The organism is Exiguobacterium sp. s40 (genome assembly GCF_018617905.1).
GTDB classification, from domain to species: Bacteria; Bacillota; Bacilli; order Exiguobacteriales; family Exiguobacteriaceae; genus Exiguobacterium; species Exiguobacterium mexicanum_A.
On the sequence record NZ_JACSLC010000004.1, the window covers coordinates 82,476 to 106,540 of the forward strand.

General features: G+C 54.7%; 22 protein-coding genes, 1 pseudogene and 1 riboswitch. Of the genes and pseudogenes, 21 read left to right on the plus strand and 2 right to left on the minus strand.

The genetic code is table 11. The features are described 5' to 3' along the window. Positions 1-12 precede the first annotated feature (12 nt). On the plus strand, positions 13-813 hold the full coding sequence (locus KNP02_RS05025) for a hypothetical protein (RefSeq protein WP_240731238.1): 801 nt from the start codon (positions 13-15) through the stop codon (positions 811-813). Further along, positions 810-1,745, plus strand: a complete 936-nt coding sequence (locus KNP02_RS05030) for an FUSC family protein (protein WP_214707419.1) — start codon at positions 810-812, stop codon at positions 1,743-1,745. Before KNP02_RS05025 ends, KNP02_RS05030 begins: the two co-directional genes overlap by 4 nt. Positions 1,746-2,151: 406 nt before the next feature. Here KNP02_RS05030 and KNP02_RS05035 read toward each other — a convergent pair whose 3' ends face one another. Beyond that, on the minus strand, positions 2,152-3,840 hold the full coding sequence (locus KNP02_RS05035) for an Rqc2 family fibronectin-binding protein (RefSeq protein WP_214707421.1): 1,689 nt from the start codon (positions 3,838-3,840) through the stop codon (positions 2,152-2,154). 131 nt (positions 3,841-3,971) lie between these two features. On the opposite strand from KNP02_RS05035, the gene gmk reads away from it, so the two are divergent. From gmk to KNP02_RS05100, 14 genes and pseudogenes are all read left to right on the plus strand, one after another. Then, a complete protein-coding gene (gene gmk / locus KNP02_RS05040; RefSeq protein ID WP_052090097.1) occupies positions 3,972-4,619 on the plus strand; it encodes a guanylate kinase in 648 nt (215 codons plus the stop codon). Next, a complete protein-coding gene (gene rpoZ, locus KNP02_RS05045; RefSeq protein WP_138859637.1) occupies positions 4,619-4,828 on the plus strand; it encodes a DNA-directed RNA polymerase subunit omega in 210 nt (69 codons plus the stop codon). The genes gmk and rpoZ overlap by 1 nt, the downstream gene beginning before the upstream one ends. A 59-nt stretch (positions 4,829-4,887) precedes the next feature. After that, positions 4,888-6,078: a bifunctional phosphopantothenoylcysteine decarboxylase/phosphopantothenate--cysteine ligase CoaBC gene (gene coaBC / locus KNP02_RS05050; protein ID WP_214707423.1), complete on the plus strand. Its 1,191-nt coding sequence runs from the start codon at positions 4,888-4,890 to the stop codon at positions 6,076-6,078. Continuing rightward, the gene (priA, locus tag KNP02_RS05055; protein WP_138859635.1) at positions 6,075-8,399 is read left to right on the plus strand and encodes a primosomal protein N'; all 2,325 of its coding nucleotides are present in this window, start codon (positions 6,075-6,077) and stop codon (positions 8,397-8,399) included. The genes coaBC and priA overlap by 4 nt, the downstream gene beginning before the upstream one ends. An 11-nt stretch (positions 8,400-8,410) precedes the next feature. Further along, positions 8,411-8,842: pseudogene (gene def / locus KNP02_RS15070) on the plus strand (peptide deformylase); the annotation flags it as partial. Positions 8,843-8,881: 39 nt separating this feature from the next. After that, complete coding sequence (gene fmt / locus KNP02_RS05060; RefSeq protein WP_308162237.1) at positions 8,882-9,796, plus strand: methionyl-tRNA formyltransferase; 915 nt, start codon at positions 8,882-8,884, stop codon at positions 9,794-9,796. 1 nt (position 9,797) lies between these two features. Beyond that, complete coding sequence (gene rsmB / locus KNP02_RS05065) at positions 9,798-11,126, plus strand: 16S rRNA (cytosine(967)-C(5))-methyltransferase RsmB (protein ID WP_034777128.1); 1,329 nt, start codon at positions 9,798-9,800, stop codon at positions 11,124-11,126. 2 nt (positions 11,127-11,128) lie between these two features. Then, positions 11,129-12,214, plus strand: coding sequence for a dual-specificity RNA methyltransferase RlmN (rlmN, locus tag KNP02_RS05070; RefSeq protein ID WP_034777130.1), 1,086 nt, complete (start codon positions 11,129-11,131; stop codon positions 12,212-12,214). A gap of 8 nt (positions 12,215-12,222) precedes the next feature. After that, positions 12,223-12,957 (plus strand): Stp1/IreP family PP2C-type Ser/Thr phosphatase, encoded by a 735-nt coding sequence (locus tag KNP02_RS05075; RefSeq protein ID WP_034777132.1) that lies wholly within the window; start codon positions 12,223-12,225, stop codon positions 12,955-12,957. Between the two features lie 5 nt (positions 12,958-12,962). Further along, positions 12,963-14,906 carry a Stk1 family PASTA domain-containing Ser/Thr kinase gene (pknB, locus tag KNP02_RS05080; protein WP_138859630.1) on the plus strand — a complete coding sequence of 648 codons (1,944 nt, stop codon included), beginning with the start codon at positions 12,963-12,965 and terminating at the stop codon, positions 14,904-14,906. Between the two features lie 44 nt (positions 14,907-14,950). Next, positions 14,951-15,835: a ribosome small subunit-dependent GTPase A gene (rsgA, locus tag KNP02_RS05085; RefSeq protein WP_214707427.1), complete on the plus strand. Its 885-nt coding sequence runs from the start codon at positions 14,951-14,953 to the stop codon at positions 15,833-15,835. 1 nt (position 15,836) lies between these two features. Next, positions 15,837-16,493: a ribulose-phosphate 3-epimerase gene (gene rpe / locus KNP02_RS05090; RefSeq protein WP_214707429.1), complete on the plus strand. Its 657-nt coding sequence runs from the start codon at positions 15,837-15,839 to the stop codon at positions 16,491-16,493. 19 nt (positions 16,494-16,512) lie between these two features. Further along, positions 16,513-16,613: riboswitch (TPP riboswitch) on the plus strand. A 76-nt stretch (positions 16,614-16,689) separates the two neighbouring features. Then, on the plus strand, positions 16,690-17,262 hold the full coding sequence (gene thiT, locus KNP02_RS05095; RefSeq protein WP_214707431.1) for an energy-coupled thiamine transporter ThiT: 573 nt from the start codon (positions 16,690-16,692) through the stop codon (positions 17,260-17,262). Further along, positions 17,262-17,849, plus strand: a complete 588-nt coding sequence (locus tag KNP02_RS05100) for a thiamine diphosphokinase (RefSeq protein WP_214707433.1) — start codon at positions 17,262-17,264, stop codon at positions 17,847-17,849. The genes thiT and KNP02_RS05100 overlap by 1 nt, the downstream gene beginning before the upstream one ends. Positions 17,850-17,907: 58 nt before the next feature. Here the strand turns inward: KNP02_RS05100 and rpmB are convergent, their stop codons facing one another. Beyond that, positions 17,908-18,096 (minus strand): 50S ribosomal protein L28, encoded by a 189-nt coding sequence (gene rpmB / locus KNP02_RS05105; RefSeq protein ID WP_015881349.1) that lies wholly within the window; start codon positions 18,094-18,096, stop codon positions 17,908-17,910. 253 nt (positions 18,097-18,349) lie between these two features. Between rpmB and KNP02_RS05110 the strand changes: the two genes are divergently transcribed. From KNP02_RS05110 to recG, 5 genes are all read left to right on the plus strand, one after another. Further along, a complete protein-coding gene (locus KNP02_RS05110; RefSeq protein WP_016509701.1) occupies positions 18,350-18,712 on the plus strand; it encodes an Asp23/Gls24 family envelope stress response protein in 363 nt (120 codons plus the stop codon). Positions 18,713-18,734: 22 nt separating this feature from the next. Continuing rightward, the gene (locus KNP02_RS05115) at positions 18,735-20,417 is read left to right on the plus strand and encodes a DAK2 domain-containing protein (protein WP_214707435.1); all 1,683 of its coding nucleotides are present in this window, start codon (positions 18,735-18,737) and stop codon (positions 20,415-20,417) included. A 63-nt stretch (positions 20,418-20,480) separates the two neighbouring features. Then, positions 20,481-21,143 carry an L-serine ammonia-lyase, iron-sulfur-dependent subunit beta gene (gene sdaAB / locus KNP02_RS05120; protein WP_034777144.1) on the plus strand — a complete coding sequence of 221 codons (663 nt, stop codon included), beginning with the start codon at positions 20,481-20,483 and terminating at the stop codon, positions 21,141-21,143. A gap of 12 nt (positions 21,144-21,155) precedes the next feature. Then, positions 21,156-22,043 (plus strand): L-serine ammonia-lyase, iron-sulfur-dependent, subunit alpha, encoded by an 888-nt coding sequence (gene sdaAA, locus KNP02_RS05125; protein ID WP_034777145.1) that lies wholly within the window; start codon positions 21,156-21,158, stop codon positions 22,041-22,043. After that, positions 22,030-24,060: an ATP-dependent DNA helicase RecG gene (gene recG, locus KNP02_RS05130; protein WP_214707437.1), complete on the plus strand. Its 2,031-nt coding sequence runs from the start codon at positions 22,030-22,032 to the stop codon at positions 24,058-24,060. Before sdaAA ends, recG begins: the two co-directional genes overlap by 14 nt. Positions 24,061-24,065: the final 5 nt, after the last annotated feature.

Here is a 24,065-nt window from a genome sequence, read left to right on the forward strand (position 1 = left end):
AAGGGAAAGTCCTTGAAAGCTCGCTTTCAAGCGATCCCGAAACATCGTAAAATCGCGTTCGGACTCGTCCTCACCGTCTTGCCCCTCATTTTTTTCTTGAATTTATTCTTATTCAGCCATGTGTTGGCACTCGGGGACACGTACGAGGACCGATACCAGATGAAGAGGCTTCGGCTCGAGACAGCGCATGGCAACGTCGAATTTGTTCGGAGCACGAATGAGAAGGTTCAGATTGACGTGTTGCAGACGAACTCGAAAGAGCGTCGCATCAAAGTCAAGTCGGTCGGCGACACAATCTCGGTCGTCGAGCGGTATGGCCAGCTGAGTCAATTCGGCAGCCGGGCGAGCGATGAGCCGTCCCGCTATAAAATTCGCGTCGCCTTGCCGAGCTCGATGACGTCAATCGATGTCGAGGCCGAGCAAGTGACGGGACAAGGATTGATCGCCAAGACGATCATCTTGGAGGCGAACGCAGTCAATGTAAAGAAACTCGAAAGTGATCGACTTCGTGTCGAGACGCGGAGTGATGCGACACTAGAGACCGTCCGGGTCGTCACGGGAAATATCCGCTCCTATCGGAATGCGGCCGTGGGTGACATCGTCGTCAATCAAAGCTTGACGGTTCAGACCGAGGCTGGGACGCTCGCCTACGAGCCGCGCAATGCGACCGGACAAGTGAACGTCACCACGTCCGGCAACGTGACAGCATCCGAGCGGTTCAAGGAAATCGGGGGCGGCGTGTATCATCTGTCGAACTCGAACCGACCGAATATCGAACTCATTTCCGAGACAGGAAAGGTCGAACTTAAATGATCAACAAACGTTACATCCCTAAAGTCGGACTCCGGACATTAAAGACGGGGATTGCCGTCGCCATCACGATTTCCTTGTCGTGGTACGTGTTTGGCATCTATTCAGGCATGGGGGCCATCGCGGCCGTCGTCGCGATGCAACCGACCGTGAAACGGTCATCAAATATCGTCTTCAGTCGAATCTTCGGGACGATTGTCGGGCTCATGTGCGGTCTCTTGATCGTCTACGCGTTCGGAGTCAACCCGATCTCGATCGGGCTCGCCGTCATCGTGGCGCTCACGCTCAACACGACGTTCGATAAGACACACATGTCGACGTACGCGGCGTTCGCAATCGTGCTCATGCTCGAGAACCCGACGACCGACTTCTTCCATTATGCGTGGACCCGTTCGCTTTTGACGGCCGTCGGTGTTTTCGTCTCACTCGGAGTGAACTATGCGTTCCTGCCGCCTCGTTATGAAGATCGGTTGCTCAATGAGATTCGAAAGACATCGGCCTACATGTTTCACCATTGGCGTGAACTTGTCGGATCCCCATCAGAATTGCTCGAGACGCGGGCCCGCATCCTCGGGCATCAGGAGCTGCACATGATGCTCCAAGAAGACATGAAAGTGACGAACGTGACATTGAAGCATTTGACGATCAAACAGTATCGTCTATTGATTCACCTTGAGGACAAGCTCGTCTTGCTGCTCGAGAGTCTCGCCGAACACCGCGAGGCACTATTGTTGATGGGTGAGGAAGAGCGCCGGGCGTTCGAATCCGAGTTTTTATTTCTCCTTGCGCATCATCACGACATCCTCTACACGTGTGACAAGCCGTATTCGCTGTTCACGTTGCCGCACGAGGATTTATCTGTTTCTGAAATCTTACACGGGCACTTGCTCGACTATCATGAACAGCTCGAAGCGTTCAAACATAATCCGAAATGAAGCAAGGCCCCGTTTTGGCGACGGGGCCTTGCTTCATGATTGATTGAGAGCTCGTCCTTTAGGCGCCTTCGCTTTCCACAGGCAATCCCGGAGCCGCATCGCGACTAGCGTCGCTGCTGGGTCTCCGTCGGATTGCTATCCTGTAGGAGTCTCCGGCGCCACGGACAAGTAATCTTTCATCTTTACGTATTAGAGGAAAACCAAAAAGAAGCAGGACCAACCGATGTCCGGGCCGGCACCCGAACTCCTAGGGGAGAGCGATGCAAGGATGACCCCGTAAAGTGCGGTACGCACTGCGGAGGCATCCGCATCGCCCCAGGAACGGAGGGTGCCGGCGAAGGCGATAGTAAGCATCGATTTCTATGCAAGTCACAAACAAGACCACGTCATGTGACGTGGCCTGTACTTACTGCTGGAGTGATTTGACGAGTCGCTCATCCGGCGTGACGTACACCGTCTGCTGGTCCGTATAGATCACGAATCCAGGTTTGGCGCCGCTCGGCTTTTTCACGTAGCGCGCTTTCGTGTAATCGACCGGCACACCGCTCGAGGCACGGGCCTTCGAGAAGTAGGCGGCGACTGTCGCGGCTTCGAGCAGCGTCGTCTCGTCGGGCTCGCTCGAACGGATGATGACGTGTGAACCGGGAATATCTTTCACGTGGAGCCAAATCTCGTCGCGGCGGGCGAACTTGAACGTCAAATGATCGTTTTGCGTATTGTTCTTCCCGACGAAGAACTCTGTCCCCGTCGACGACGTATACGCTTCGAGCGTGACTTTTTTCGTCTGCTTTTTCTTTTGGCTTCGTTGTTTCATATAGCCGCCTTCGGCCAACTCTTCCCGAATCTCGACGATATCGGCCGGCGAGGCGACATCGAGTTGGGCGACGAGCGTCTCTAAATAGTGAATCTCGGCGTCGTTCAATTCGATTTGCTTTTGCACTTCGATTTTGGCGACTTTCAACTTGTTGTATTTCTTATAGTAGGCTTGTGCGTTTTCGTTTGGCGTCTTGAGCGGATTGAGCGGAATGTCGATCATACCGCCTTCTTCGTCGTAGTAGTCGACGACGTGAGCGACGGTCATGCCTTTCTCAAGTTGGAACAAGTACGTCGTCAACAGTTCACCGTATTTTTGGAGCTCATCGGACCGTTCCGTCGCCTTCAAGTCGTCGAGCAGACGCTTCCGCTTCAAGATGTTCTTCTCGAGCTCGGACTTGAGCAAACGTTCGACATCATGCGCCTGTTGTTTGACGCGGTCCCGGTTCGCTTTTTCATAGAAGAAGCGGTCGAGGACGTCTTTGCTCGTCTCGTAGCGTTCTTCGGCGGTAATCTCTCCTGACGTGAGCACGATCGGACTGAAACGTTCTTTTCCGGAAGCGAGCTGTTGGAAAACGAACGGTCCTTCGAGGTCGGCCATCACACCGATGAACGCCTCTTCGATGCTCGCCCGGTTCGGGAGTTTGGCCCGATGGACGATTTCTTGTGCAATCTGCGGGCTCAGACCTGCGAAACTGGCGACAAGTTGTTTATCAAGTTTTCCGGCATTCCAATCGATTCGCTTCAAGCCGGCCTCACGTTCTGTCAACGAGTCGCACTTGTCTTGGGCCGGCGGCAATAAGTAATCGCTGCCCGGCATGATCGTCCGGTACGTGTTCTGTGACGGTGGCAAGTGCTTGATCGCGTCCAAAATTTTGCCGTCCTCGTTCGTCAACACGACGTTCGAGTGCCGTCCCATCAATTCGATATACACTTTCTTGTTTTCTTCGTCGCCGAGCTCGTTTCGTGAACGAATCGACAAGACGATGACACGGTCACGTCCGATTTGTTCGACCGCCGTGATGAAGCCACCTTCGATATGTTTGCGGAGCATCATGCAAAACATCGGGGGTTCTTGCGGGTTCTTGGTCGGATTATCCGTTAATTGGAGCCGCGCGTACATCGCGTTGGCCGAAACGAGCAATTGGACGCTTTGGCGGTTCGATCGGACTTGAATCATCAAGTCGAGGGAATACGGTTGGTGCACGCGATTGATTCGCCCTCCGACAAGAGCTTGTAATTCTGTTACAACACGATATGTCATTAATCCATCATATGCCACTAGTCTCATCACCTTTGTTCTTTTTCTGTCTCTACGTTATCAGATTCATGGAAAATATGGTACGATGAAGTAGGAAATCCGAACTTCTTCTTGCCGGAACAATTGATTGACTGCTATTATAATTAAATGTGATGTTAGAAGATGGAGGTCTTGCAGTGAATTTTAAAGAACGAGGATTATTAATCGTCTTGTCTGGCCCGAGTGGCGTCGGTAAAGGGACAGTGTGCCGCGTGCTCCGTGAGGAAGAGGACAACAACCTTCAATATTCGGTCTCGGCGACGACCCGGAAACCGCGTGAAGGGGAAGTGGAAGGCGTGCATTACTTCTTTAAGACGAGAGAACAATTTGAAGACATGATCGAGCACGATCAATTGCTCGAACACGCTGAATTTGTCGGCAACTATTATGGGACACCGGTCGAATGGGTTCGTGAGACACTCGAGAGCGGAAGAGACGTTATCCTTGAGATTGAAGTCCAAGGTGCTTTCCAAGTGAAAGAGCGTTTCCCGGAAGCGGTCTTTTTATTCTTGGCTCCGCCAAGCTTGCAAGAACTACGCAACCGCTTAGTCGGTCGAGGTACGGAATCGGAAGATGTGATCAAGCAACGCTTGCTCGTCGCCCGGGAAGAAATTGAATTGATGGATGCATACGATTACGTCGTTACGAATGATGAAGTGGACAAAGCGATTGATCGTATCAAAGCGATCGTGACGGCCGAACATTGTAAACGTGAACGTGTCGCATCTCTCTATAAAAAAGCCATGATGGAGGTCATTTAATGTTATACCCTTCGATTGATGCCTTACAACGTATCATCCCGTCGAAATACACGATCGTGACGGTGGCCGCGAAGCGGGCCCGCCAAATCCAGGACGGAAAAGCAGCGAAAATCGTCGTGCCAAAATCGTATAAGCCGGTCGGTCAAGCGCTAGAAGAAATATTCTCGGGTGACACGACAATCATCACGAACGAAAAAAACAACGGATGAATTGTGACCCAAGTCGGATGCGACTTGGGTCTCATTGTCTATAAGGGGGAGAAATGTGAATGTTGAACGATCGGAATATCTTGCTTTGTGTGAGCGGCGGGATCGCGGCGTATAAGGCGTGCGCGCTCACTTCGAAACTCGTCCAGGCCGGTGCGAACGTGCGCGTGGCGATGACCGCCTCAGCCCAGGAGTTCGTCGGGAAAGCGACGTTTCAGGCGCTCAGCCGCAATCCGGTATACACCGACGTGTTCGAGGAACACGACCCGACCAAAATCGCCCACATCGACGTCGTCGACACGAGTGATTTGATCGTCGTCGCACCTGCCACGGCGAACATGATCGCGAAACTCGCGGCCGGTATTGCCGACGACTTCATCACGACCTCGATTTTAGCGGCGAAATGCCCGGTCATCGTCTCACCGGCGATGAACGTCAATATGCTCGAACATCCGGCCACACGCCGCAATATCGAAACGCTCAAAACGTTCGGTTATCAAATCATCGAGCCCGGTGTCGGCAACCTCGCCTGCGGCTGGGTCGGCGGGGGACGTCTGCCGGAACCGGAAGACCTCGTCCGGATTATCGAGAGCCAGTTCGTCCCGAAACATCTGCTCGGGAAGCAAGTATTGATCACGGCGGGGCCGACGGTCGAACGCATCGACCCGGTCCGTTTCTTATCGAACGACTCGTCAGGCAAGATGGGCGTCGCGCTCGCCGAGGCGGCCCGCGATATGGGTGCCTTTGTCACGCTCGTCCATGGTCCGCTGCAAGTACCCGTACCGGACGGTGTGACCGCCATCGCCGTCGAATCCGGGAAAGATATGCTCGAGACGGTGCTCGCACGCTTCGATGACCAAGATCTCGTCATCAAATCGGCAGCCGTCGCCGACTATCGTCCGAAGACGGTCCACACCGAGAAACACAAAAAAGTACACGGGCCGTTGACGATCGAGCTTGAAGAGACGACCGATATCTTGAAGACACTCGGTGAGAAGAAGACGCATCAGCTCCTCGTCGGTTTTGCGGCCGAGACGGAGAACCTCGAGCAACATGCACGCGATAAAATCGCCCGTAAGCGGGTCGACTACCTCGTCGCGAATGATGTGTCGCAGCCGGATATCGGCTTCCGCTCTGACGACAACGAGGTCATGTTGTTCCGCGCGGACGGGGCGCATGTCCGCTTGCCTCGTCAAAGCAAACGCGAGCTCGCCGTCGAGTTGCTCACCCACTTTAAGGAAGATTTACGATGATCGCCCACGTCCACGTCGACGCCCCGGTCATCACGATCGACCGTCCGTTCGATTATGAGGTCCCGTCCCAGTTCGAGACATTGATCGAGCCGGGCATGCGCGTCTCGGTCCCGTTCGGCTCACGACGCCTGCTCGGGATCGTGACGGGTGTCTCGGAAGGGACGCGTGAAGGCTTGAAGCCACTTGAAGCCCTATTAGATGAAGAATCATCTCTGACGGACGAGTTGCTCGACTTATCGACACACGTGAAAGAGACGACGCTCTGCTTCCGGTCGTCGGCGCTTCTCGCGATGCTGCCGGCGGCGCTGAAAGTGAGCTACGACAAAGAGATTAAAGGCGAGACGCTACCGGACGGCGTCCGGACCGGTACCCATCTTTCCGAGTACCCGAAAGAGACGCAGTCCATCATCTTGGCGCTCGCCAAAAAAGGGGACATCTTGCTCGCGCCGGTGTTAAAAGAGAAACGCACGGTCAAGACGGACCTCGTCATCGAACTCATCGATGCGACTGTCATCCCGGCCCGTGCGAAGAAACAACAAGAAGCGATTGAGTTGCTAAAGGACGTACCGCGCATGTATTGGTCGTTGTTACGTCAAATCGGGCTATCGCGCGCCCAACTGCAAAAAATGGAGTCGCTCGGTGCCGTCAAAGTGACCGAGGTCGAACTGAATCGCGACCCGTATGCCACGATCGAACAGGTCGTTGAGACGGTCCAATTGAACGAGAGTCAAGCGACGGCCGTTCATGCCATCCGTGACGCGGAAGCCGGGGAGACGTTGCTCCTGCATGGGGTCACTGGCAGCGGGAAGACAGAAGTCTATCTCGAAGCGATCGGTCAAGTCGTCGATGAAGGCAAACAGGCGATTTTGCTCGTGCCGGAGATTTCGCTCACGCCGATGATGGTGAAACGGTTCAAGCGCCGTTTCGGCGACCGGGTCGCTGTGCTTCATAGCGCTTTGTCGCAAGGGGAAAAATATGATGAATGGCGGAAGATCAAGCGGCGTGAAGTCGATGTCGTCGTCGGGGCACGCTCGGCCATCTTCGCCCCGCTTGAGAACATCGGCCTGCTCATCTTAGATGAAGAGCATGAGACGACGTACAAGCAAGAAGAGAACCCGCGCTATCATGCGCGTGACGTTGCGATTTGGCGGGCCCGTTACCACGGTTGCCCGGTCGTCCTTGGTAGTGCGACCCCGTCACTCGAGTCTTACGCCCGCGCTCAAAAAGGTGTCTATCGCTATCTGCAATTGAGTGAGCGGTACGGGGGCGAGATGCCGCCGGTCCATATTATCGATATGCGACGTGAACTCGCCAAAGGCAACACGACGATGTTCTCAGAAGATTTATTTGTCGCTATCAACGACCGCATCGCCAAAAAAGAACAGTGTGTCATCTTGCTCAACCGTCGTGGCTTCACGACGTTCGTCATGTGCCGCGACTGCGGGGAAGGACTCACTTGTCCGCACTGCGCCGTCAACTTGACGTATCACCAACATGGTGACCGGCTCAAATGCCACTACTGTGGCTATGAGATTGGGATGCCATCAAAATGTCCGACATGTGACAGCAAGAAAATCAAACAGTTCGGCACCGGCACGCAAAAGATCGAGACCGAGCTGTTGAACCGCATCCCCGAGGCGCGGATCATCCGGATGGACCAAGACACGACGTCCCGAAAAGGGTCGCACGAGCAACTGTTGAAACGCTTCGAGGATGGAGAGGCCGACATTTTGCTCGGCACCCAAATGATCGCCAAAGGACTCGACTTCCCGAACGTCACGCTCGTCGGGGTGCTCGCGGCGGATGCGACACTCGGCATGCCCGATTTCCGGGCGACCGAGCGCACGTTCCAGCTCGTCACCCAAGTCGCGGGCCGGGCCGGTCGAGGAAGTCTACCAGGTGAGGCATACGTGCAGACGTACAATCCCGACCATTACGTCATCGAGACGGCGAGCGAGCACGACTATGAATCCTTTTTCGCTCGTGAGATGCAGTTGCGCCAAGTCGGCAACCATCCACCGTATTGGTACGTCACGCTCGTCACGTTCGCGGCCGAAAGTCCGCTCGTCGCCCAAGCCGAGGCCGAGCTGTTCGCCTCTGATTTCGTCGAGGCGCATGTGGCCCAGTCACGGCTGAATGGACCGATGCCGGCACCGTTGTCTAAACTAAAGAACTTGTTCCGCTATCAGTTGTTCATCAAAACGAAACATCCTGAGGCGCTATATCCGGTCCTCGCCGCGTTGCAACAGGCACGCGCGAAGGCGATCAGTAAAAAAGAGTATCAATTGAGTATCGACGTAAACCCATACGTATTCATGTGAGGTGGAACCAGATGTATAAAGTAGTAGAGATTCCAAATGAGATTTTACGGGTCACGTGTGATCCGGTGACGAAATTTGATAAAAAGTTGCGTCAGACGGTCGATCGACTGTTCGACACGATGTACGAATATGACGGCGTCGGCGTTGCCGCCCCGCAGGTCAACTTGAATCAACGGCTCGCCGTCGTCCATACGGATGATGAGACGGGACCGCTCGTGTTGATCAATCCAGAGATCATCGAGACGTCGGGAAGCGAGGTCGGCCTTGAAGGGTGCTTGAGCATCCCGGGAGAGTTCGGATTCGTCGAACGGCATGAGACGATCGTCGTCAAGACGCAAGATTTGAAGGGCCGCACCCAACAAGTGAAGGCGAGCGGTTTCTTCGCCCGGGCGATTCAACATGAGATCGATCATCTCGACGGGGTGTTGTTCACGGACAAACTCGCCGTGCCGGAAAAAGGGACGGATCAACGCATCGTCTTCATGGGCACTCCGACGTTTGCCGTATCCGTACTTGAGCGCTTGCTCGAAGAAGGATACAATGTCGTAGGTGTCGTCTCGCAACCGGACAAGCCCGTCGGACGAAAACGCGAACTGAAACCGACGCCGGTGAAAGAGTGTGCCCTGCGCCACAACATCCCGGTGTTACAGCCTGAAAAGGTGCGCACCGATTATGCGGACATCTTGGCACTTGAACCGGATTTGATTGTGACGGCGGCGTACGGTCAAATTGTTCCGACCGAACTGTTAGAAGCGCCGAAACATGGAGCCATCAACGTCCATGCCTCGCTCTTGCCGAAACATCGGGGTGGTGCTCCAATCCATCAAGCCATCCTCGACGGGGACAAAGAGACGGGCGTCACGATCATGTACATGGTCGATAAGCTCGATGCCGGCGATATGATTGCCAACACGGTCGTACCAATCGAAGAATTGGACACGGTCGGTACGTTGTTCGACAAGCTCGCGGTCGCAGGGTCTGACTTGTTAATCAAGACGCTTCCTGCTTTCCTTGCTGGTTGGATTGAAGCCGTGCCGCAGGACGAGCGTGACGTCACGTTCGCACCGAACATCAGCCGGGAGCGGGAACAGATTGACTGGACCCGTTCGGGCACAGACATTTATAACCATATCAGAGGGATGAATCCGTTCCCGACGGCGTATACGACGATTGCGGGTGAACGGGTCAAACTGTTCTTCGGGTCGAAGACGTCAGGGACGGGTGAACCGGGAACGATTGTACGGCTTGAAGAGGATGGGTTTGTCGTCGCGACAGGTGACGCGGTCGCTATCAAAGTGATCGATTTGCAACCATCTGGTAAAAAACGAATGGACGGGGCCACATTTATGCGTGGGGCCGGCCAAAAGTTACAAGTCGGCGATCGACTAGGAGGATAATATGAACGTACGAGTTGCAGCGCTTGATACGCTAATCAAAATCGAACAAGGCGGCGCCTATTCGACGATTGCGGTCAACGACCTATTGAAACAAAAAAAATTAGCGACGAAAGACGTCGGCCTCTACACGGAGCTCGTCTACGGGACGCTCGGTCGGAAACGGACGCTCGATTATATTTTAGAGAAGCGGGTCCAAAACCCGAAAAAATTGGACAAATTTGTCTTGCCGCTCTTGCGGATGAGCGTCTATCAACTGTTTTATCTCGACAAGATCCCGGATCGGGCCGTGTTGCATGAAGCGGTTGAAATCGCGAAAAAACGGGGCCATTCGGGAACCGGCAAGTTCGTCAATGGCGTGTTGCGCAACGTCGTCCGGGATGGGTTCCCGGATTTGAGCACGCTGCCAGACGCTGAACGGATTGCCATCGAACATAGCCATCCTGATTGGCTCGTCGCCGAATGGGTGGAGACGTATGGTGTCGAAGCGACCGAGGCGATGTGCAAATTGAATAACGAACCGGCGCCGGTCACAGTCCGGGTCAACCGCCAACGTGTCACCGTTGACGAGATGATTGAACGGCTCGCTGAAGTCGATGTCGTCGCCACACGGTCGGAACTATCAGCGGACGGGCTCGTCATCGAGTCCGGAAACGTTCACGCGACGGCGTTCATCGACATGGGCTTGTTGTCGATTCAAGATGAGAGCTCGATGATCGTCGCCGATGCGCTTCAAGCCGCGAAGACAGAACGCGTGCTCGACGCTTGTGCCGCCCCGGGCGGGAAAGCGATGCATACGGCCGAACGCATGGACGGCGGAACGCTCGTCGCGCTCGACTTGCATCCGCATAAAGCGAAGTTGATTGAACGACAAGCGAAGCGTCTGCATATCGATGGAGTGACCGCACTTGCCCTCGATGCCCGTCAGGCCGGTGACAAGTTTGAACCGGAGAGCTTCGATCGGATTTTGCTCGATGTCCCATGTTCAGGACTCGGCGTCATCCGCCGCAAGCCCGATATCAAATGGACAAAAGACAAATCTGCTCTCGCCGGACTGCCGAAAGTCCAGCGTGAAATCATCGACGCCGTCTTGCCACTCCTCAAACGAGGTGGTACGCTAGTGTACTCGACATGTACGATTGACCCGTCTGAGAATGAGCAGCAGGCCGATTACATTTTGTCGAACGGATTGACGTGGGATGAGACACTCCAAGACCGTCTTCCCCAAGTATTGCGCCCGATGGTGTCATCGGACCGCGCTGAACTCAAATTACTCCCGACGACGTTCGGGACGGACGGTTTCTATATCGCCGCATTCAAGAAAGAGGTATAAACATGAATCCAAAAGCAGTTGAAAAAAATCCATTGGTCGGTGCCAAGCCGTCACTCTATTCCCTCACGTATTCAGAACTCGAACAGTGGCTCATCGAAGCAGGAGAAAAATCGTTCCGCGCGAAACAGTTATATGACTGGATGTACGTCAAGCGTGTGACATCGTTCGACGATATGACGAACGTCTCTAAACCGCTCCGCGAGAAATTAGACGCGGCGTTCCAATTGACGACGTTGAAAGAACTCGTCCGTCAAGAATCACAGGACGGCACGATCAAGTTCTTGTTCGAGCTTCAAGACGGTTATTCGATCGAGACCGTGCTCATGCGTCACGAGTACGGCAACTCGGTCTGTGTCACGACACAAGTCGGCTGCCGGATTGGTTGCACATTCTGTGCCTCGACACTCGGCGGTTTGAAACGTAACTTAGAAGCCGGTGAAATCACGGCGCAAGTCCTCGACGTCCAACGCGCGCTCGACGCGAGCGGAGAGCGAGTCGACTCGATCGTAGTCATGGGTATCGGCGAACCGTTCGATAACTACGACGAATTGATGCGCTTCTTGCGCACGGTCAACCACGATGACGGCTTGAACATCGGTTCACGCCATATCACCGTGTCGACGAGTGGGATTGTACCGAAGATTTACAAGTTCGCCGATGAAGGGATGCGCATCAACTTCGCCATTTCGCTTCACGCGCCGACGACAGAGATTCGGACTCGTCTCATGCCGATCAACCGTGCGTACAACTTGGATAAGTTGATGGAAGCCGTCAACTACTATACAGAGAAGAGTGGTCGCCGCATCACGTTCGAATACGGTTTATTCGGTGGTGTCAACGACACGGAAGAACACGCCCATCAGTTGGCGGACTTGTTGAAAGGCGTCAAATGTCACGTCAACTTGATTCCAGTCAACCACGTGCTCGAGCGCGACTACGTCCGCACACCACGTAAACAAATTTTTGCCTTTGAAAAAGTGCTCAAAGACCGAAAAGTGAACGTGACGATTCGTCGCGAACAAGGTTCGGATATCGATGCGGCTTGTGGGCAGCTTCGAGCGAAGGAGCGCGAACAAGAAACGAGGTAATCAGGAAGATGGAATTAGCATACCGAACCGACCGGGGGCAAGTGAGAGCGCAAAACGAGGATGCCGTCTTGATTTTAGGGGACGAGCACGCCGGGATCGCACTCGTGGCCGACGGTATGGGAGGGCATGAAGCCGGGGAGGTCGCGAGTCAGCTCGTCATCGAGCAGTTTCGTCGTGCCTTCCCGACGCTTCCGGCCTCACCGATGGAGATGGAGAATTGGTTTCGCCACAACGTGGAACTGGCCAATGAGCAAGTGCTCGACTTCTCGAAACAAGCGAACCTGCTCATGATGGGGACGACGATCGCCGGTGTCTGCTGGCACGACGAGACGATCGTCATCGTCCACGTCGGGGATAGTCGTGTGTATGCCTTGCGTGACGATAAACTTCAGCAGTTGACAGAAGACCATTCCTACGTGAACGTGTTGAAGCAGCTCGGGGAGTTGACCGAGGAAGAGATGCGCGTCCACCCGAAACGTAATATCATCACCCGTGCGATCGGCTCGAAAGAGCATGTCGAACCTGATCTGCAAGTGTTTGCCGAACCCGAGTTTGACACGATTTTAATCTGTACGGACGGCTTGACGACGCATTTGACCGATGACGAGATCAAGCAAGTCTTGGAACGCCCCGTCTCGGCGGACGTCAAGGCGGATCAATTGATCGATCGAGCCAACCGTTTGGGTGGGAGTGACAACATCACTGTTGCCCTCGTCCAGTTCACAGATAGAAAGAGAGGATGAATCCGATGCGAAGTGGAGAACGAATCAACGATCGTTATCGGATCGAACAGCAAATCGGCAGCGGCGGCATGGCAAATGTCTACCGGGCTCACGATGAGATTTTAAACCGAACCGTCGCCATCAAGGTGTTGCGATCTGAATTCTCGCATAATGAACAATTTATACGCCGGTTTGAACGAGAAGCCCATGCGGCGACGAGTCTGAACCATCCGAATATCGTCGCCATTTACGACGTCGGAGACGAACGCGACATCTATTACATCGTCATGGAACATGTCGACGGGATGACGCTGAAACAATATTTGCAAGAAGAGTACATATCTGTCGACGAGGCGCTTCGCATCATGGGACAGATTTGTGATGCCATCGACCATGCCCATGCGAATCGAATCATTCATCGGGACATCAAACCGCAAAACATGATGATCGATCAGAGCGGCAACGTCAAAGTGACGGACTTTGGGATTGCGGTGGCCATGTCGAACGCGACGCTGACCCATACGATGTCAGTGCTCGGCTCGGTCCATTACTTTTCTCCAGAACAGGCGCGCGGAAAGTTCGCCGATGAGAAGTCAGATATTTATTCACTCGGTGCCGTGCTCTATGAACTCGTGACCGGACGCGTTCCGTTCATCGGCGAGACGCCAGTCGCCGTCGCACTTCAACATTTGCAAGACGACCCGATTCGACCGATGGATTTGAACCCGAACATCCCGCAAGCGCTTGAGAACTGCATCATGCAGGCGCTGGCGAAATCACCGGGCGCCCGTCACACATCGGTCGCCGCCTTTAAGAAGGATTGCATGACGGCGCTCGACCCGGAACGTGCGAACGAACCGAAACGCCTCAGTACAGAACAGGACGCATTCGATCAGACGCTCGTCATGTCACCGGTCGTCCCGGACGAACCGAACGTCAAAGAGACACCGGAACAACCGGTCGCACCGAGCGAACCTGAGACAGCGAACCCGAAGCCGAAACGGAAGAAGAAGTGGTGGCTTTGGCTCCTACTCCTCTTCTTGTTGATTGGCGGCGGAATCGGGGCATATGTCATCGCCGATGAGATGTCCCGTGCCGTCGTCCCGGACGTCGTCGGCATGACGAGCGACGAGGCGACGACCGAGCTCGAAACGGCCGGTTTTGTCGTCGAGGCAACTGAACGGGCGAGTGACAACATCGCGGCTGGCGACGTCATCTCGCAGACACCGCAAGCCGGACGGAAGCCGAAACGTGGGACGACCGTGACGATTGTCGTCTCGGCCGGAAAAGAGACGGTCGAGATGCCGGATGTTGAAGGACTGTCCCAGTCGTCGGCCGAGCGGACGCTCAAAGATCTTGAGTTCACGGATATCGAGATTCAGTCGGAGGCATCCGAGACGGTCGATAGCGGGGATGTCATCTCCCAATCGATCGCCCCAGGCAACGAGGTCGTCCCATCTGAAGAGACGGTGACGCTCGTCGTCTCGACCGGCAGCAATAAAATCGAACTCGCCAACTTGGCGGGCTATACGTTCGAGGAAGCGACGACGTATGCCGAACAGAATAGCTTGAAAATCGTCAAACGTGATGAGTATTCAACGAGCGTTCCTGCGAATCAAATCATCCGTCAACTCCCGACGGCCGGTACGGCAGTCGACCCGGGGACGGAACTGACCGTCATCGTGTCACAAGGGGTCGAACCGACGGACGTCTCGATTGAACGGGAAGTCAACGTCGAAATCGAGCCGCCCGCTGAAGGCGAAGAAGCCGAGGCACTCGAAGTCGTCATTCGGACGGTCGACGCCCGTGGCGAAGTCGAGGTGTTGCGTGATAAGATAACGGAGACGACGACTTACTCGTATACGCTCGTCATCGCACCGGACGAAGTCGGAACCGCGACGATTGAAGTCGACGGCGAAGTCGTTCGCACGGATACGGTGACTTACGCACAAGCAAAAGATTCACAATGAAGAGGTGGCGTGCGCGTCGCCTCTTTTTCTAAGGAGGGAATGGAATGAAAGGTACGATTATTCGATTACAAGGCGGATTTTATGACGTCATGACGGAAGAAAAACAAGAGATCCGTTGTCGCGCCCGCGGCAATTTCCGCAACCGGAACATCTCGCCGGTCGTCGGTGACGATGTCGACATCCAAGACCAAGGGGATGGTACCGGTTATATATTGGCTGTTGACGAGCGGTCGAACCATCTCGTCCGCCCGCCGATTGCCAACATCGATCAAGCGTTCTTGTTATTCTCGGTAAAAGAGCCGGCGTTCTCGTTCCATCTGCTCGACCGTTTCCTCGTCTTGATCGAGTCGAAGCAAGTCCATCCGATTATCGTTTTGACGAAAATGGATTTGTTGACGGAGTCGGAACGGGAGAAGATTCATGAAGCAGCGGCTTTATATCGTTCCATCGGCTATGAGGTCATCGAGACGTCGACCGAGGACGGGTCGGGGATCGAAAAAATCCGCGGGTCGTTTAAGGAGAAGACGAGTGTGTTCGCCGGACAGACCGGGGTCGGTAAGAGTTCGCTCTTGAACGCAGTCGCACCTGAGCTTGAACTTGCGACCGGGAAGATCTCGAAATCACTTGGGCGCGGTAAGCACACGACGCGTCACGTCACGCTGATCACGCTCGCTGACGGGCTCGTGGCCGATACGCCTGGTTTCTCGAGCCTTGAGTTCCCAGAAGAACTCGAAGTCGAAGAGATGCGCTGGTGTTTCCCTGAGTTCGTCGAGCGGCATGATGACTGTAAATTCCGCGGTTGTGCCCATTTGAACGAACCAGGTTGTGCCGTCAAAGCGGCCGTCGAGGCGGGAGAAATCGCTTCCACCCGCTATGAGAATTATGTTACGTTTATGGCAGAGTTAAACGATAGACAACGGAGGTACTGACATGATTAAAATTGCACCATCGATTTTAGCGGCGGACTTCGCCAATTTAGAGGCAGAAGTGAAGGCGGTCCAAGAGGCCGGAGCGGATTACATCCATTTTGACGTCATGGACGGTCAATTCGTCCCGAACATCTCGATCGGTCTCCCGGTGTTAGCGAGCTTACGGAAGAAGTCGGACATGGTGTTAGACGTCCATTTGATGATCGACCAGCCCGAACGGTTCGTCGAAGATTTCATCAAGGCCGGGGCGGATATCGTCACGGTTCACGTTGAAGCGACGAATCATTTGCATCGCGTGTTGCAACAAATCAAAGCGGCCGGCGCCAAGTGTGGTGTCGTCTTGAATCCGCATACGCCGCTGTCGTCGATTGAACACGTGCTCGGTGACGTCGACATGGTGCTCCTCATGACGGTGAACCCTGGCTTTGGGGGCCAGGCATTCATCGAATCGGTCGTCCCGAAAATCGCGGCGCTGAGCGAGATGCGCCAAGTGCGTCGTCTCGACTTTGAAATCGAGATTGACGGCGGTGTCAACGCTGAGACGGCGAAATTATGCATCGACGCTGGCGCTGATGTGCTCGTGGCTGGTTCAGCCATCTATAACGAGCCGAGCTATAAAGACGCAATCGATAGCATTCGTCACGCTTCTCGTGTATAATTGTCGATAGAACAACAAATATTGTCGCAAGGGGTGTCACATTCTGTGGCTGAGAGGCATTTGCTAACCCTTTGAACCTGTTCCGTTCACACGGACGTAGGGATGTGGCGAAAATGCACGTTGCTACTCGATAGCAGCATGGCGTTTACGTCATGCTGCTTTTTGTCGTTCGCTCATACAATAAGGAGGGAATAAGATGAAACAACGTTTAAAACTACAGGCGCTCATTGAAATCTCATTGTTCGCCGCACTCGGCTTGATCTTTGATTTGCTCATCCCGTTCCGGATGCCGCAGGGCGGATCGATCAGCCTGGCGATGTTGCCGATCTTTGTGATGGCGTACCGCCATGGATTAAAAGGCGGACTGGCGACAGGAGCGCTCGTCGGAACGTTGCAACTGCTGTTCGGGGCTTACATTTTCACACCGGTCCAGTTCCTGCTCGACTACACGTTCGCTTACGGTGTCGTCGGGATGGCCGGACTGTTCGCTGGTCAAGTGAAACGGGCCGCCAAGGACGAGGCGAAAAAGACGCTCGTCGTCTACTTGGTGATCGGGGCGCTCCTCGGTTCTTTGCTTCGCTACGGCGCCCACGTCTTATCAGGGATTGTCTTCTTCGCCGAGTACGCGGAAGGGCCGGTCGTCGCCTATTCGTTCGCTTATAACATGACGTATATGTTGCCGTCCTTCCTCGTGTCGGCCGTCGTCCTCGTTCTCTTGTTCGTCTCGGCACCACGTTTCGCCACGCTCGCGACCCGGGGCCTCCGCTAATGCGGGTGTTGATTGTGGCGGCCAGCCCGGAACCAATCTCGGGACTCCCGCGTGACGTCGATTATATCATCGGCGTCGACGGGGGGTACGAGACACTGTTGAACCACGGGCTGAACCCGGATCTCGTCGTCGGCGATTTCGACTCCTTCACGGGCGAAGTGCCGATTGACGCCGTCCGTTATCCATCTGAAAAAGACGTGACCGACCTCGAGATCGCGCTCGAGGCGGCCCGTGGACACGGGGCGACGGAGATGCTCGTATACGGCGCTCTCGGTGGACGCCTCGATATGACGCTCGGCAATATCGGGCTGCTCGAGGCATATCCAGAGATGCGTTTGTTCACGGCGGGGCAAACCGTTCGTCTTGTTGGAGCTGGGCGTCACGAGCTCCCACGTCAAGCCGATCATTATTTGTCGCTCATCCCGTGGAAGCGGGCGAACGTGTCAATCCGCGGCGTCAAATATCCGCTCGACCGTCACGATGTCGTCAGCCATGAGGCGCTCACGATTTCGAACGAGTGGGCCTGCGAATCAGCGGATTTGATCGTGCACGAAGGTATGGTCCTCGTGCTGTATGTCAAAAAATGAACACAAAAAAATCCCATCGGCGAATGCCGCTGGGATTTATTTCGTTCGTGTATAAAAATTATACGCGTTCAACGAGACCTGATTTAAGAGCGCGAGCTGAAACCCAAACTCGTTTAGGTTTACCGTCAACGAGAATACGAACTTTTTGTACGTTTACACCCCAAGTGCGTTTTGTCTTGTTGAGTGCGTGCGAACGGTTGTTACCTGATTTAGGTGATTTACCTGTTACGTAGCATTTACGTGCCATGCGTTTCCCCTCCTTTTTTATGTGGGTTCGTCCTAATAGACACTCGTTTATATTAGCACGGGTTTTTTCACGATGCAACTAGAAAATCATAGGATGACAAGAAAAAAACTTGACATTACTGGAAAGGATTTTAATAATGAATGAGGGTTACGGCTACAATTGACCGAGTTTATGGAGCAGGTTCTTTTAATAACTAGGTACTTATTGTAGAATGTAGTGAAGGAATCATTCCGAATGAAGGAGGCTACTCCATATGGCAATTGAAATGAAGACAACATATGGCAATATTGACATCACGAACGACGTGGTCGCAACACTCGCAGGCGGTGCGGCGATGGAATGTTTCGGCGTTGTGGGAATGGCGTCTCAAGCTCAATTGAAAGACGGGATTGCAGAACTATTGAAGCGTGAAAACTACGCCCGAGGCGTGGTCGTACGTCAAGATGGAGAAGACGTACATATCGACATGCACATCATTGTGAGTTACGGGACGAAAGTGTCGGAAGTCGCATATAACGTGCAAAGCCGTGTGAAATACACGCTCGGTGAAACTTTAGGATTAAACGTTTCGTCGGTAAACATATTCGTACAAGGCGTTCGTCTGACGAATGACTGACGAGAACGAAGGAGGATTTGGTGTGGGTTTAAAACGTTTAGATGGATTGGTGTTCGCGAACATGGTCGCGAACGGTGCAGCCAACTTGAGCCAGAATGCGGATTATGTAGATTCGCTTAACGTCTTCCCGGTGCCGGACGGCGACACGGGAACGAACATGAATTTGACGATGACATCGGGTGCGAAGGAAGTGGCCGCACTCAACACGACAAATATCGCTGACGTCTCATCGAAGTTTGCACGTGGTCTCTTGATGGGGGCACGCGGGAACTCCGGTGTTATTTTAAGCCAATTGTTCCGTGGCTTCGGTAAAGCGATCGAAGGAAAGACCGAAGTGTCGACAGTCGATTTTGCTGAGGCATTGAAACGTGGTGTCGACACGGCATACAAGGCGGTTATGAAACCGGTTGAAGGAACGATTTTGACGGTTGCTCGTGAAGCGGCCGACGAAGCGCTCCGTGCTTCAGAGTCGACGAGCGACTTCAACGAGTTCATGGAACGTGTGATCGTGGAAGCGAAAGCTTCACTCGAGCGGACGCCGGACTTATTGCCGGTCTTGAAAGAAGTCGGCGTCGTCGATTCGGGCGGCCAAGGCTTGCTCGTTATTTATGAAGGGTTCCTTGCGAGCCTCGAAGGAAAAGAGCTCGAGAAGCCACATGCACCGGTCATGGATGCGCTCATCGAAGCCGAACATCATGCCCACGCCGCGCAAGGATTCATGTCGACCGAAGACATCGAGTTCGGTTATTGCACGGAAATCATGGTTCGTTTCCAAGATGCGAAGTTGAAGGATGCCCCGTTCAACGAGGACGCGTTCCGCAACGAACTGTCTGAACTCGGGGACTCACTCCTCGTCGTCGCAGATGAAGAGTTGCTTAAAGTTCACGTTCACGTCGAGACGCCAGGCGACGTCATCACGAAAGGACAGCGTTACGGTGAACTCGTCGCTGTCAAAATCGAGAATATGCGTCAACAGCACTCGACCATTCTAGAAGAAGAGCACGGCGCGAACCAACATGGCGTCCAACCGACGGCTCCGAAGACGAAAGCACCGTATGCGATCGTCACGGTCGCCATGGGTGAAGGCGTCAGCGAATTGTTCCGTTCACTCGGGGCGGCCCACGTCATCGAGGGCGGTCAGACGATGAACCCATCGACGGAAGATATCGTCAAGGCGATCGAAGCGGCCAACGCGGACCATGTCTTCATCTTCCCGAACAACTCGAACATCATCATGGCTGCCGAACAAGCGGCCTCGGTCGCACCTTGCGGCGTCTCGGTCATTCCGACGAAGACGGTGCCACAAGGACTTGCGGCAGCGATCGCGTTCAACCCGGAAGCCGATGTGGAGACGAACGAAAGCGTCATGAAGACGGCGGCTAGTACGGTCAAGTCTGGTCAAGTGACGTATGCGGTTCGTGATACGAGCATCGACGGTGTCGAGATTCGTAAAGACGACCACATGGCGATCGCCGAGAAGAAAATCGTCGCCTCATCGGCCTCGAGCCTCGAAGCGGCGAAGAAATTAGTCGACGTCCTCGTCGATGCCGACGACGAGATCATCACGATCTTGACGGGCGAAGGTTCGTCAGCAGAAGACGTGGAGGCACTCTCGGCGTACATCGAGTCGAAGAACGACGAGATCGAAATCGAGGTTCATGACGGGAAACAACCGCTCTACTCCTACATTTTTAGTGTGGAATAAGCTGTAACTCAGCCCTACCTTCTGTATAATGAAGGTAGGGTTTTTTTGAAAGGGGGAAATGCGATGAAATATCGCAGTGTGTTTGATATCATCGGACCGGTCATGGTCGGTCCATCGAGTTCGCATACGGCGGGCGCCGCCCGCATCGGTCTCATGGCCGGAAAACTGTTCGGGCGGACGCCACGGCTCGCGCACATCACGTTTTATGGGTCGTTCGCCGATACGTATCGGGGACACGGGACCGATGTGGCCATCGTCGGTGGCATCATGGGCTTCGATACGTTCGACTTACGGATCCCGCAAGCGCTCGATCTCGCGAAAGAACGCGGCATCGAGGTCGTCTTTGAGACGAGCGATGCGCTGACGGATCATCCGAACACGGCCCGCGTCCGGCTAGAAGACGAGGACGGCACGTTTGAGATCGTCGGAATTTCAATCGGCGGCGGGACGATCGAGATCACCGAGTTGAACGGATTCCCGCTCAAATTGTCGGGCGGCGGGCCGGCACTCGTCGTCTTGCACCACGATCGCTTCGGGGCGATCGCGGCCGTGACGGGTATTTTGGCCCGGCATGAGTTGAATATTGGGCACATGGAAGTGAGCCGTCATGAGAAAGGCAAGCAAGCGCTCATGGCGATCGAGATTGATGATCATTTGTCAAAAGACGTGTTAGCGGAAATCGAGCGGTTACCTCAAATCGAGCGGGTAGCCATCTTTGGGGAATAAGGAGACACCAATATGTTTAAATCAGTAGAAGAATTAGTCAGAACGGCAACAGAGCGGGGCATCCCGATCTCAGAAGTGATGATCGAGCAAGAAGTGCACGTCAGACGCTCGACGCGTGAAGACGTCGTCGGCATGATGGAACGCAACCTCGAGGTGATGGAAGAGGCGGTTGCGCGGGCACTCGAGGGCGTGACGTCCGTGACGGGGTTGACGGGGAATGACGCCGTGCTCATGACCGACTATATCCGCTCGGGCAAGTCGCTCGCTGGGGATTTGATTTTAGACGCGGTCGCCAAAGCGATCGGGACGAATGAAGTCAACGCGGCGATGGGACGCATCTGTGCGACCCCGACGGCCGGTAGCGCCGGTGTCGTACCGGGTACGTTGTTTGCGGTCAAAGAACGTCTGGAAATGGACCGCGAGGCAATGGTCCGGTACTTGTTCACGTCTGGTGCGTTCGGGTTCGTCGTCGCCAACAACGCCTCGATTTCAGGGGCGGCCGGTGGTTGTCAGGCGGAAGTCGGTTCGGCGACCGGAATGGCCGCGGCGGCCATCGTCGAAGCAGCCGGTGGGACGCCGGAACAATCGGCGACGGCGTTTGCGATCGCCTTGAAAAACATGCTCGGTCTCGTCTGTGACCCGGTGGCGGGTCTCGTCGAAGTGCCGTGTGTCAAACGGAACGCCATGGGTGGAGCGAACGCGATTGTCGCGGCCGATATGGCCCTCGCTGGTATCACGTCTCGCATCCCTTGTGACGAGGTCATCTCGGCGATGCATGAGATCGGCCAGATGATGCCGACCGCGTTGAAAGAGACAGCCCGCGGCGGACTTGCCAATACGCCGACGGCCCGCCGTCTCGAACGAAACATCTTTGGAGAGAAAGAAAATGTCGAGAAGTGAGGCGCTGACGACGCTCAAAGGGGTCGGGCCAGAGATGGCCAAAAAATTAGAGACGATGGGTCTCGAACGAATCGAGGACGTGCTGGAGCACGTTCCGTTTCGTTATGAAAATTATAATAGCGGCACGGTAACGACGGCCATCCACGGCGACCTCGTCAAATGGAGCGGTACCGTCCAAGCGGAACCGCTCGTCCGTTATTACAGTAAAGGCAAGAACCGGCTCCAATTTCGGCTATTGCTCGAGGAACGCTACGTCGTCCACGTGACGATGTTCAACCGGGCGTTCTATAAAGATAAGCTCACGCTCGGCGCCACCGTGACGGTCAAAGGGAAATGGGACATGAACCGGATGACAATCAGCGCGACCGACCTCGAGTTCGGTGAACTGTCGGACGGGCTGCAACCGATTTATTCGCTTCGGGCCGGGTTGACCCAGAAGAACTTCAGCCGGATCGTCAAGCTTGCGTTTGAACAGACGACCTCGTTCGAGGACCGCCTGCCGGAATTGATTCGGCAACGCTATCGTCTCGAGGATCGGGAGGCGATGTTAAAAGGGATGCATTTCCCTGATTCGGTCGAGACGTACAAACAGGCACGCCGCAGTTACGTCTATGAAGAATGTCTGCTCTATCAATTGAAGCTTCAGGCGTTCCGGAAGATGGAACGGTCGGGTAAAGGCCGTGCCCTCACGCTCGATAAGCCTCAATTGAACGAATTCGTCAAACAACTTGCGTTTCCGTTGACCGGGGCGCAGACGCGTGTCATCCGGGAAATCGTCGGGGATTTAGAAGTGCCAGAACGAATGAATCGGTTGCTACAAGGGGATGTCGGGAGCGGAAAGACAGTCGTTGCCGCGATCGCCTTGTATGCGACGGTGAGCGCCGGCTATCAAGGGGCGCTCATGGTCCCGACCGAAATTTTGGCTGAACAGCATCTCGCCTCGCTTCAAGCGCTGTTTGAACCGTACGGGATTCGAGTCGGTTTATTGACGAGTTCGGTCAAAGGCAAGGCCCGTACTGAGTTGCTTCAGGCCATCAAAGCGGGGGACGTCGATATCATCGTCGGGACGCACGCCTTGATCCAAGGGCCGGTCGAGTTCTCGCGCCTACATTTAGCCATCACCGACGAGCAACACCGGTTCGGAGTCGAACAGCGCAAGATGCTCCGTGACAAGGCGGAGCTCGCCGACGTGCTCTATATGACGGCGACACCGATTCCACGGACGCTCGCCATCAGTGCTTTCGGCGAGATGGACGTTTCGACGATCGATGAGATGCCGGCCGGCCGGAAACCGATCGAGACGTATTGGGCCAAGACCGACCAAATCGACCGGGTCCACGCGATGGTCGACCGTGAACTGACGCTTGGACGCCAAGCGTACGTCATCGCGCCGCTCATCGAGGAATCGGACACGCTCGAGGTCGAGAGTGCGACCGCACTCTACGAAGTGTTGCGAGAACGCTTCCCAAATTACGCGGTCGGTCTCATGCACGGAAAACTGTCGAGCACCGAGAAAGATGACGTGATGAAGGCGTTCGCCAGCAATGCCCTTCAAATCCTCGTCTCGACGACGGTTGTCGAGGTCGGCGTGAACGTCCCGAACGCCTCGCTGATCATCATCCATGATGCGGAGCGGTTCGGCTTGGCGCAACTACACCAGTTGCGCGGACGCGTCGGTCGAGGCGCCGCCCAATCTTATTGTATATTGGTAGGAGACCCGAAGTCCGATGTCGGCAAACTTCGTTTGAAGACGATGACGGAGACGAACGATGGATTCGTCTTGGCCGAGAAAGACTTGGAATTGCGCGGGGCCGGTGATTTCTTTGGGACGGCCCAAAGCGGTCTTCCGAGCTTCCGCGTCGCCGATCCCGTACTTGATTTAAAAGTGATGGAGGTAGCGATGCAAGACGCGGTTCGTCTGCTCGGCAGCGAGGCGTTTTGGAATGAAGCGACGTATGCGCCGCTCCGTCAATACTTGAAGCGACTCGACTTACTCGTCGAGAGCCGCTTGGAATGAGAAAC

What these genes read in the sequence shown, in the direction of transcription:
- fmt (WP_308162237.1), top strand. Translation starts at nt 8,882, where the DNA reads ATGGGCACTCCGACGTTTGCCGTATCCGTACTTGAGCGCTTGCTCGAA.
- gmk (WP_052090097.1), top strand. Translation starts at nt 3,972, where the DNA reads ATGTTAGAAGATGGAGGTCTTGCAGTGAATTTTAAAGAACGAGGATTA.
- rpe (WP_214707429.1), top strand. Translation starts at nt 15,837, where the DNA reads ATGATTAAAATTGCACCATCGATTTTAGCGGCGGACTTCGCCAATTTA.
- rsgA (WP_214707427.1), top strand. Translation starts at nt 14,951, where the DNA reads ATGAAAGGTACGATTATTCGATTACAAGGCGGATTTTATGACGTCATG.
- recG (WP_214707437.1), top strand. Translation starts at nt 22,030, where the DNA reads ATGTCGAGAAGTGAGGCGCTGACGACGCTCAAAGGGGTCGGGCCAGAG.
- KNP02_RS05030 (WP_214707419.1), top strand. Translation starts at nt 810, where the DNA reads ATGATCAACAAACGTTACATCCCTAAAGTCGGACTCCGGACATTAAAG.
- rpmB (WP_015881349.1), bottom strand. Translation starts at nt 18,096, where the DNA reads ATGGCACGTAAATGCTACGTAACAGGTAAATCACCTAAATCAGGTAAC.
- rpoZ (WP_138859637.1), top strand. Translation starts at nt 4,619, where the DNA reads ATGTTATACCCTTCGATTGATGCCTTACAACGTATCATCCCGTCGAAA.
- pknB (WP_138859630.1), top strand. Translation starts at nt 12,963, where the DNA reads ATGCGAAGTGGAGAACGAATCAACGATCGTTATCGGATCGAACAGCAA.
- KNP02_RS05110 (WP_016509701.1), top strand. Translation starts at nt 18,350, where the DNA reads ATGGCAATTGAAATGAAGACAACATATGGCAATATTGACATCACGAAC.
- thiT (WP_214707431.1), top strand. Translation starts at nt 16,690, where the DNA reads ATGAAACAACGTTTAAAACTACAGGCGCTCATTGAAATCTCATTGTTC.
- priA (WP_138859635.1), top strand. Translation starts at nt 6,075, where the DNA reads ATGATCGCCCACGTCCACGTCGACGCCCCGGTCATCACGATCGACCGT.
- KNP02_RS05100 (WP_214707433.1), top strand. Translation starts at nt 17,262, where the DNA reads ATGCGGGTGTTGATTGTGGCGGCCAGCCCGGAACCAATCTCGGGACTC.
- sdaAB (WP_034777144.1), top strand. Translation starts at nt 20,481, where the DNA reads ATGAAATATCGCAGTGTGTTTGATATCATCGGACCGGTCATGGTCGGT.
- rlmN (WP_034777130.1), top strand. Translation starts at nt 11,129, where the DNA reads ATGAATCCAAAAGCAGTTGAAAAAAATCCATTGGTCGGTGCCAAGCCG.
- sdaAA (WP_034777145.1), top strand. Translation starts at nt 21,156, where the DNA reads ATGTTTAAATCAGTAGAAGAATTAGTCAGAACGGCAACAGAGCGGGGC.
- coaBC (WP_214707423.1), top strand. Translation starts at nt 4,888, where the DNA reads ATGTTGAACGATCGGAATATCTTGCTTTGTGTGAGCGGCGGGATCGCG.
- rsmB (WP_034777128.1), top strand. Translation starts at nt 9,798, where the DNA reads ATGAACGTACGAGTTGCAGCGCTTGATACGCTAATCAAAATCGAACAA.
- KNP02_RS05075 (WP_034777132.1), top strand. Translation starts at nt 12,223, where the DNA reads ATGGAATTAGCATACCGAACCGACCGGGGGCAAGTGAGAGCGCAAAAC.